Here is a 9217-nt window from a genome sequence, read left to right on the forward strand (position 1 = left end):
GCATGGCTTTCAAACACACCTTTGCCGCAGCCTTCGCCCTTTTCCTCGCCATTTGCGGCGCCATTTCGTCGGCGCGCGCCGAACCCTTCGTCATTGTCGGTTTCGGCGACAGCTTGATGGCGGGTTATGGCCTCGGGCCAGGTCAGGGCTTCACCGAAAAGCTGCAGGCGGCGCTTCGCGCCAAGGGCTACGATGTCACGGTCGCCAATGCCGGCGTCTCCGGCGATACGACGAGCGGCGGCCTGTCACGGCTCGACTGGTCGGTGCCGGACGGCACGCAATTGGTCATCCTGGAGCTCGGCGCCAACGACATGCTGCGCGGCGTTTCGCCCGCAATAGCGGAAAAAAACTTGGACGCCATGTTGGCAAAACTGAAGCAGCGCAAGATCGCGGTGTTCCTTGCCGGCATGCGCGCGGCGCCCAATCTCGGCGCCGACTACCAGAAGGCGTTCGACGCAATCTTTCCGCGATTGGCTGAAAAATACGGCGTGCCGCTCTATCCTTTCTTTCTCGAGGGCGTTGCCGGCCAATCCGTCCTGCAACTCGAGGACGGCCTTCATCCAAGTGCCCGAGGCGTCGACCGCATCGTCGAGGGTATCCTGCCCAGTGTGGAGAAGGCCATTGCAACGGTGCGGGGTAATTCCTGAAGGCGAGGGTTCGCCGCCGCACCACATTCCGCAGGGGAAGCTTTTAGGCAGCCCTGCGACCAACAAACCGCTTGCCCCGTTCGAATATCGATGATTCGCTAGGGGCAAGAGTTCGATTCGAGGACAGGAGGCTTCCCATGCCGCGTCTTTTTACCGCCCTCGAAATACCGCGTGATGCCGCTCTTTCGCTGTCCCTGCTCAGGGGCGGCCTGCCCGGAGCCCGCTGGATCGACGTCGAAAACTATCATCTGACGCTGCGCTTCATCGGCGATGTCGAGGGCCATGTCGCCGACGAAATCGCCAACGCGCTCGACCGTGTTCACCGCGCCTCCTTCCCGCTGACGCTGTCCGGCGTCGGCGCCTTCGGCCAGAAGAAGCCGCATGCGGTGTGGGCCGGGGTCGCCGCTTCGCCCGATCTTTCCGCATTGCAGGCCGAGATCGAGCGCATCTGCCAGCGGCTCGGCATCCCGGCCGACCCGCGCAAGTTCATGCCGCATGTGACGCTGGCCCGCCTGCGCAATTCGAGCCCGCTCGATGTCGCCCAGTATCTGTCGGCGCGCGGCAATTTTTCGACGCTGCCGTTCCGGGTCGGCCGCTTCGTGCTGATGTCGTCGCGCGACTCGGTCGGCGGCGGGCCTTACGTCGTCGAGGAGGCCTGGCCGCTTTCAGGTGCCGACAACCGCGTCGTCAGCCGTTTGGTCGGCGCCGCCGACGCTTCGCGGATTATGCGGTAGACGGACATGGCCAGGGAGAAACTAGCAAAAGAAGCGATCAGCGCCGAACTTGCCGGCCTCGGCGGCTGGTCGCTGGCCAAGGATGGCGGCTCGATCACCCGCAGCTTCACCTTCAAGAATTTCTCCGAAGCCTTTGCCTTCATGACCCGCGTCGCCCTGGCGGCGGAGAAGATGGACCACCACCCCGACTGGTCGAACGTCTACAAGACGGTAAACGTGACCCTCAACACGCACGACGCCGGCGGCCTGACGGCACTGGATTTCGAGCTGGCCAGGAAGATGAACCGCTATTTCGGCGGCTGAGCCTATCTGCACCTTGCAGCGAGGTTCGGCTTTCACCACATTTTGCCTTGCGGTCACGCGTGAAGTCACGCGACGGCCGCGAGGAGAGGTTGATGGCGCAAAAATCCGGTTTTGATTTCTTCGGCCTCGGCAGCAAGCCGGGCAATGAGAGCGAAGTGCGCGAAAAGTTCTGGCGTACGGCGAAGAAGGCCGCCCGGCAGATCCCGTTCATGGAAGAGGTGGTCGCCGCCTATTACTGTGCCATGGACAAGAAGACGCCGCTGCGCGCCAAGGGCACCTTGCTGGCTGCGCTCGGCTATTTCGTGCTGCCGACGGACGTCATCCCCGATTTCATCCTTGGGCTAGGCTTCACCGACGACATCGCCGTGCTGACCGCCGCTATTGCCGCCGTCAGCGCCCACATCACGCCGGCGCACCGGCTCGCCGCCAGGCAGGCCATCGCCGACAAGAGCTGAGCCGGTGCGGCGCAAAAAATCGCGCGAGAACCGACTTTCCGGCCGTCAAACCCACCGCCGCACCCGCGCCTTGTAGGCGCGATAGGCATCTCCGAACTTCCGCTCGAGGTAGCGCTCTTCCGGCGCGATGACGCCGGTATTGATCACCCCCAGCAGGGGGATGACGAGCGCGATAGCCCAAAGACTTCCGGCCGCGACGCCGAGGCCCAGATAGATGAGGGTCGTTCCCAGATAGAATGGGTTTCTGGTCCGCCGATAGATCCCGTCGACGACCAGCGAGGTCGTTGGCAAGGTCGGTGGTATGTTGGTTCCAGCGGCCTGAAAGCGGCCCGCCGCCATAAAGATGAGCACGAAGCCGCACACCGCGAGCACGGCGCCGGCCAGATAGCGGGCGAGCGCCTGCCCGGCCATGACCGGGAGCGGCACGAGCACCTCGAGCACGGTTGCCGCCACCAGGAAGCCGAGGAAGATCAAAGGCGGCAGCGCAATGACCCCCGCCACGTCGGGCGCGCCCGACGTGCCCGCCACCTCTCCGCCATCCGACCGGGGCACCGCGCCGCTGGCCGCCGCGCGGACGGCGACACGAATGCCGAACACGATCGCCAGGACGACTGTGCCGCCCGCCAGGATCAGCCCTGTCTCGGAAATGGCCATGGCCAAATCTCCCGTAAGCCGCCAGGGAGGGGCACCCTGGCCGAGTGCCGTGGCGGCGAACGCAGACATGGTAGCGCCTGCAGGGAAATTCGTCACGTACCTCAGAAAAGCGAGAACCGCTGCAGGACCTAGCTGCTTGAAAAGTCAAACTCTTGCCGTTTTCGTGGCCTCCAAGTCGCGGCAGGGACATTGCGCCAGCCGCTTTTTTCGAGCGGCAGCGCGAAGACGGCGGCGGTTTCCTGGCGTGAACATCCTTTTCTCAGGGGAAATTCACCGTTTGGTAACCCAGATTAAATCAAAATGAAGCGACGGGCAGGACGCCGGGCCGGCCTGCCGCCGCACCAGTGGAATACGGGAAAAGCGATGCGCGGATTGATTGCTATAGTTTCCAGCCTGGCCCTGGTGGCCTTGACGGCGCCCGCGCTGGCGCAGTCGGCAACCAAGATCGGCCAGCATAATGCCTGGGGCACCTACAGTTATCAGGCGTCGGGCGGCGGCAAGGTCTGCTATGTCCTGACGGTGCCAACCGACAAGCAGCCGCCGACGCTCGATCACGGCGACATGTTCTTCTTCGTCAGCCAGCGGCCGGGGCAGCAAGTGTCCTACGAGCCGCAATTCATCGCCGGCTACACCTTCCAGGAAGGTTCCAAGGCCACCGTTACCATCGACAAGAAGTCTTTTTCGATGTTCACGCGCGGCAAGTCGGCCTGGGTCGAGAACGCCGCCGAGGAGCCGGTGCTGATCGCCGCGATGAAGACCGGCACCGACATGAAGGTGTCGGCCAAGTCCGGCCGCGGCAACACCACCACCTACGTCTTCTCGCTGAAGGGCATCTCGGCGGCGCTGGCCTCGATCGCCAAGTGCAAGTAGGCTAGAGCCGGAAGACCGACCTTTTAGGCGTTGACGCCTCCCCTCATTGCCCTGCCGGGCACTTCTCCCGGCATAGTGACGGGGAGAAGGAGCGTCGCATAGAAGTTTTCGCCGATTGCCGGCGTTGCAGGAATGGCGCTGACGTCGCCGCCGGATGAGGGGCAGCGCCGAGGTCGCCAATTTGGTTGTGTCCAACGCAAAATTGAACGCCAGCCTTTTCTGAAGCCCTGCCCTTGCTTGCGCACCCGGCATGACTCCGCCGCTAACCTGTGCTATGCGCCGCGCTTCATTTCGGGCACGATGCTGTATTCGGCCGCAAATCGCTTATATTGGCGCAACAATGACCCTTTCATTCGATCTTACCGCCGAAGGCGCGCGTGACGCGTTGCGCACCCGCACGGCGCCTGAAAAGCCCTCGCTGATCGGCTTGACGCGCGCCGAACTTGGGGCTGCCCTTGTCGCTGCCGGCATCGTGCCGGAGCGCCAGGCGAAAATGCGCGCCCAGCAGCTCTGGCATTGGATCTATGTGCGCGGCGTTTCCGATTTTGCCGGCATGTTCAACATTTCCAAGGATCTGCGCGCCGCGCTCGACAGGCATTTCACCGTTGCCAGGCCCGAGATCGTCGAGGAGCAGATTTCCTCCGACGGCACGCGCAAATGGCTGTTCCGCTTTCCGCCGCGCGGCGCCGGCCGGCCGGTCGAGATCGAGACCGTCTACATTCCCGAAGAAGGCCGCGGCACCCTCTGCATCTCGTCGCAGGTCGGCTGCACCCTGACCTGCTCCTTCTGTCACACCGGCACGCAGAAGCTGGTGCGCAACCTGACCGCCGAGGAAATCCTCGCCCAGCTTTTGACCGCCCGCGATCGGCTCGGCGATTTCCCCGACCGCGATACGCCGGACGGCGCCATCGTGCCGGCCGAGGGCCGGAAAGTGTCCAACGTCGTCATGATGGGCATGGGCGAGCCGCTCTACAATTTCGAGGCGGTGAAGAAGGCGCTGCTGATCGCATCCGACGGCGACGGGCTTTCCCTGTCGAAGAGGCGCATCACGCTCTCGACATCGGGCGTCGTGCCCGAGATCTTCCGCACCGGCGAGGAGATCGGCGTCATGCTGGCGATCTCGCTGCACGCCACCAACGACGATCTGCGCGACCTTTTGGTGCCGATCAACAAGAAATATCCGCTGAACGAGCTGATCGCTGCCTGCCATGCCTATCCCGGCCTGTCCAACGCCAAGCGGATCACCTTCGAATATGTGATGCTGAAGGACGTCAATGATTCCATCGAGGACGCTAAGGCGCTGGTCAAGCTGCTCAAGGGCATTCCGGCCAAGATCAATCTGATCCCGTTCAATCCGTGGCCAGGCACCAACTACCAGTGCTCGGACTGGGAAACGATCGAGAAATTCGCCGACTACATCAACAATGCCGGCTATGCCTCGCCGATCCGCACGCCGCGCGGCCGCGACATCCTCGCCGCCTGCGGCCAGCTCAAGTCGGACTCCGAGCGCATGCGCAAGGTCGACCGGCTGGCGCTGGAAGCGATGATGATCGCGGGGCACGGCGAGGCGTGACCCGCCTCGTCGCCTATCTCATCCGCTTCGCCGTCATCCTTGTCGGCTATGGCGTTGCTTCGCTGGCGGCAAGCGCCTTCCTTAACATCATGTTCCTGGCGTCTCTTGGGCTGATGACGGACGAGACGCAACCGGCGGCGCAGGCTTCGCTATGGTTTTCAATCCCCTTCGTCGCGCTGTTCGTCGCCTATTTTGCCTTTATGCCGGCCGCCATCGCCATCCTAGTCTCCGAGATCCTTGGCCGGCGTGACTGGCTGTTCTATGCGCTGGCGGGTGCTGTGGTCTCGGCGGTCTTCCTTGGCTTCGTTCACCAGACGGCCGATGCCAATTTCGAGGTTACCAATACCAGCGTCATGCTGGCGGTGATCGGCTGCGGCATGATCGGCGGAATTTTCTACTGGCTGAGCGCCGGGCGCTCGGCCGGAAGCTGGCGCCAGATCAGCGCATGACCCCGAACCAAAGGTTCGGAAAGGATCATGCGCAAAATGAAAGTACCTATTTCGCCTGGGCCGTCAGGATCTTGAGCGCGAAGGCCGAAAAAACTCCGGCAAAGAGATAGTCGACAACGCGCGTCACGCGCGGGCTGGATTTCATCGCGGCCGAGAACTTTTCCGCCGCCAGCACCATCGGCGCCGTCACCGGGATCGCCAGCACGACGAACATCGCGCCGAGGAAGAACAGCTTTCCCGGCGCGTTGGGATCATGCGCGGAGACGAATTGCGGCAGGAAGGTCATGAAGAACAGGATGATCTTCGGGTTGAGCAGATTGACCCCGAGCCCCGCCGCCCAGCTGCGGAACAGCGAGATCTGCGGCCCGCTCTTCTTCTCCGGCGAAAACGCCGACCCTTTTGTGATCGCCTGCCAGGCCAGGAAGACCAGATAGCCGGCGCCGAAAATCTTCAGCACGAAGAACGCCATCGGCGAGGCGACGATCAGCGCCGAGACGCCGACCACCACCAGCGTGGTGTGGATCAGCGTGCCGCACAATGCGCCGGCCATCGAGGCAAAGCCGGTGGCGCGGCCCTGGCTCAGCGTGCGCGACACGAACAGCGTCATATCAGGCCCAGGCGTGATCGCCAGGATCAAGGTGGCGATGGAGAACTGGATCAGCGTGGTGGTGTCGGGAATGAAGGACATGGCTCGTCTCGGTGCGGCAAAAGACGGCGCAGCCATACCGCAAGAGCCGTATTCTCGCCAGCCTCTGGGAGATGCAGCATCTGGTCCAGGCATCGTTCGTCCCTTGCGCTGGCCTAAAACGCCGTGATACCTCGCCCGCGAAGAACCCCTGTCGCGGAACCGCCCACCATGTCGAAAGCAAAAGCCGTCAAGAAAGTCGTGCTCGCCTATTCCGGCGGCCTTGACACCTCGATCATCCTGAAATGGCTGCAGACCGAGCTCGGCGCCGAGGTCGTCACCTTCACCGCCGATCTAGGCCAGGGTGGCGAACTGGAGCCGGCTAGGCGCAAAGCCGAGATGATGGGCATCAAGGATATCCGCATCGTCGATGTCCGCGAGGAATTCGTATCCGATTTCGTCTTTCCGATGTTCCGCGCCAACGCTGTCTATGAAGGCACGTATCTGCTCGGCACCTCGATCGCCCGGCCGTTGATCTCCAAGCACCTTGTCGAGATCGCCAGGGAGACCGGCGCCGATGCGATCGCCCATGGCGCCACCGGCAAGGGCAACGACCAGGTGCGTTTCGAGCTCTCCGCCTATGCACTCAATCCCGACATCAAGGTCATCGCGCCCTGGCGCGACTGGTCGTTCAAGTCACGCACCGATCTCATCAATTTCGCCGAGCAGCACCAGATCCCGGTGCCGAAGGACAAGAAGGGCGATGCGCCTTTCTCGGTCGACGCTAACCTGCTGCATTCGTCTTCCGAGGGCAAGGTGCTGGAAGACCCATGGAGCGAGCCGCCAGAATTCGTCCACCAGCGCACCATCTCGCCGATGGATGCGCCGGATGAGGTCACCGAGATCGAGATCGAATTCCTCAAGGGCGACCCGGTTGCGCTCAACGGCAAGAAACTGTCGCCGGCAACGATGCTGGCGACGCTGAACGATCTCGGCCGCGACAACGGCATTGGCAGGCTAGATCTGGTCGAGAACCGTTTCGTCGGCATGAAATCGCGCGGCGTCTACGAGACCCCCGGCGGCACCATTCTGATATCGGCCCACCGGGCGATCGAATCGATCACGCTCGACCGCGGAGCCGCCCATCTCAAGGACGAGTTCATGCCGCGCTATGCCGAGCTCATCTACAACGGCTTCTGGTTCGCGCCCGAGCGGCTGATGCTGCAGGCCATGATCGACAAGAGCCAGGAAGACGTCGAAGGCACGGTGCGGCTGAAGCTCTACAAGGGCAACGTCATTGTCACCGGCCGCAAGTCGAGGAAGACGCTCTATTCCGACGCGCTGGTCACCTTCGAGGACGACCGCGGCGCCTACGATCAGAAGGATGCCGAAGGCTTCATCCGCCTCAACGCGCTCAGGCTGCGCACGCTGGCGGCGCGTAGTCGTAAAGGCTAAGTATAAATAATGTCGGAAGTGATCTGGGTTTCGCGCGGATATATGTAAATACAATGCTAATGTAGTTTCAGCTAATTATCACAGCCAAAGTTATGGTAGCCCAAGCCTTTTCTGCTTGACCTCCCGGTCGGATTACCGAACTGTCGTTTCGGGAACTGGGGGATTAACATGAGAATTGGCTTTTTAGTTCTGTCAGCGATGATCGCTGCGTTGGCCGGTTGTCAGACCGGACAAGATCCTGCGACGACGACGGGTCCCGAGGCAGCATTCGACCGATGCGTGAGCAAGATGGCGATAACAAACGTCTCTGCCAAGCATGAAATCGCTGCTTTCATGGGCGTTTCAATGGAACGCATGCCGGCTCTCTTTTGTCGACGGCTGGTCAATGCAGCGGTCAGCGGCCGAATCACCTTCTCCGACATCAACAGCCTTCAGCTTAATCAATCCACCGACATCTGGAACGTCATCAAGGGCAGGTGACCAACCGGACGTGGCCTGCCACACGGGTTTGTTTCCGGCAGAACGATCAATCTGGCCGCGAAATGCTCTGGAGATCGAAAAAAGCCCGGCGCGTGGCCGGGCTTTCTGCCGATTAGATTTTTCTATCAGTCGGCATCGATCGCCGTGGCCATGCGGGCGATGGCCTGTTGATAGACGCTCGCCGAATTCCAGCCAGCAATAGCGCCGATATTCGCCTGCGCGCTGGCGCCCGGCCGCCAACCATGACCCTTGAGAAAGTTGGCGGTAGAAGCCAAGGCAGTGGCCTTGTCGCGCAGGTTTTTGTTGCCTACGCCATACGTCAAAACATTTCCGGGCAGGAACTGCGTGTGGCCGATCTCGCCATGCGCGGCACCGACCGACGAGGCGCTCAACGCTCCGCGATCGACCAGCTTCAGGGCTGCAATGGCATGCGGGTAGAAGAACTCCGGACGGCGGCAGTCATAGGCCAGCGTCAAAATGGCAGAGACCGTGTTCTGGTTGCCCATGGCGGAACCGAAGCCCGTCTCCATGCCCCAGATGGCGAGCAACACACCCGGTGACACGCCGTAATTCTGTTCGATCTTGTCGAACAGCGCAGCATTGGCCTTCTTCAGCGCACGGCCCCTGGCAATGATTGCGGACGCGCCACGACGCTTCATGAAAGCCTCCACCGAGCCGCTGAAAGCCTTATGGATGGCGCGGTCGACGGAGATCGTCTTTGTCGCGTAGGTTGCGCGAGCCAGAGCGGCCAGACCCTTCGAGCCGACACCGTCGGCCTTCGCCTCCGCGGCGAACTCCGGTTTCCACGCCTCGAAGCCGGCGCCGCTCTTGCCACAGCTGGCCGCCGCCTGCGCGCCCGTCGCCAGCGCAAGCACCGCCACCACCGTGGCCACTACAAACATCTTCCCCTTGGCAAGAAATGCCATGCTGCTCTCCTGGTTGCCTGAATCACGTTCCCAATTGCGAACTTGC

The 9217-nt window shown here is 62.2% G+C and carries 12 protein-coding genes; 9 read left to right on the forward strand and 3 right to left on the reverse strand.

All coding sequences use genetic code 11. From position 1 onward, the window contains the following. The first annotated feature begins 2 nt into the window (after positions 1-2). The 4 genes from AC0L2Y_RS03070 to AC0L2Y_RS03085 all read left to right on the forward strand — a co-directional run bounded on the left by AC0L2Y_RS03070 (position 3) and on the right by AC0L2Y_RS03085 (position 2139). Complete coding sequence (locus tag AC0L2Y_RS03070) at positions 3-647, forward strand: arylesterase (RefSeq protein WP_473553755.1); 645 nt, start codon at positions 3-5, stop codon at positions 645-647. Positions 648-784: 137 nt separating this feature from the next. Then, positions 785-1381, forward strand: a complete 597-nt coding sequence (gene thpR, locus AC0L2Y_RS03075; protein ID WP_352491658.1) for an RNA 2',3'-cyclic phosphodiesterase — start codon at positions 785-787, stop codon at positions 1379-1381. A 6-nt stretch (positions 1382-1387) separates the two neighbouring features. Then, positions 1388-1684 (forward strand): 4a-hydroxytetrahydrobiopterin dehydratase, encoded by a 297-nt coding sequence (locus AC0L2Y_RS03080; protein ID WP_473553757.1) that lies wholly within the window; start codon positions 1388-1390, stop codon positions 1682-1684. Between the two features lie 92 nt (positions 1685-1776). Next, a complete protein-coding gene (locus AC0L2Y_RS03085; protein WP_473553759.1) occupies positions 1777-2139 on the forward strand; it encodes a YkvA family protein in 363 nt (120 codons plus the stop codon). A gap of 45 nt (positions 2140-2184) precedes the next feature. On the opposite strand, the gene AC0L2Y_RS03090 is transcribed toward AC0L2Y_RS03085, so the two are convergent. After that, positions 2185-2793, reverse strand: a complete 609-nt coding sequence (locus tag AC0L2Y_RS03090; protein WP_473553761.1) for a methyltransferase family protein — start codon at positions 2791-2793, stop codon at positions 2185-2187. Positions 2794-3156: 363 nt separating this feature from the next. On the opposite strand from AC0L2Y_RS03090, the gene AC0L2Y_RS03095 reads away from it, so the two are divergent. From AC0L2Y_RS03095 to AC0L2Y_RS03105, 3 genes are all read left to right on the forward strand, one after another. Beyond that, positions 3157-3663, forward strand: coding sequence for an invasion associated locus B family protein (locus AC0L2Y_RS03095; RefSeq protein WP_023721899.1), 507 nt, complete (start codon positions 3157-3159; stop codon positions 3661-3663). A gap of 340 nt (positions 3664-4003) precedes the next feature. Further along, entirely contained in the window at positions 4004-5236 is a 1233-nt protein-coding gene (gene rlmN, locus AC0L2Y_RS03100) for a dual-specificity RNA methyltransferase RlmN (protein WP_352491662.1), read from the forward strand. Continuing rightward, positions 5233-5685 carry a hypothetical protein gene (locus tag AC0L2Y_RS03105; protein WP_352491663.1) on the forward strand — a complete coding sequence of 151 codons (453 nt, stop codon included), beginning with the start codon at positions 5233-5235 and terminating at the stop codon, positions 5683-5685. Before rlmN ends, AC0L2Y_RS03105 begins: the two co-directional genes overlap by 4 nt. Before the next feature lie 46 nt (positions 5686-5731). On the opposite strand, the gene AC0L2Y_RS03110 is transcribed toward AC0L2Y_RS03105, so the two are convergent. Next, complete coding sequence (locus AC0L2Y_RS03110) at positions 5732-6373, reverse strand: LysE family translocator (RefSeq protein WP_352491664.1); 642 nt, start codon at positions 6371-6373, stop codon at positions 5732-5734. 168 nt (positions 6374-6541) lie between these two features. Between AC0L2Y_RS03110 and AC0L2Y_RS03115 the strand changes: the two genes are divergently transcribed. After that, entirely contained in the window at positions 6542-7765 is a 1224-nt protein-coding gene (locus tag AC0L2Y_RS03115) for an argininosuccinate synthase (RefSeq protein WP_352491665.1), read from the forward strand. Between the two features lie 168 nt (positions 7766-7933). Further along, entirely contained in the window at positions 7934-8245 is a 312-nt protein-coding gene (locus tag AC0L2Y_RS03120; protein ID WP_352491666.1) for a hypothetical protein, read from the forward strand. 125 nt (positions 8246-8370) lie between these two features. Here AC0L2Y_RS03120 and AC0L2Y_RS03125 read toward each other — a convergent pair whose 3' ends face one another. Further along, positions 8371-9171, reverse strand: a complete 801-nt coding sequence (locus AC0L2Y_RS03125; RefSeq protein ID WP_352491737.1) for a lytic murein transglycosylase — start codon at positions 9169-9171, stop codon at positions 8371-8373. Positions 9172-9217 lie beyond the last annotated feature (46 nt).

The organism is Mesorhizobium sp. WSM4830 (assembly GCF_055811495.1).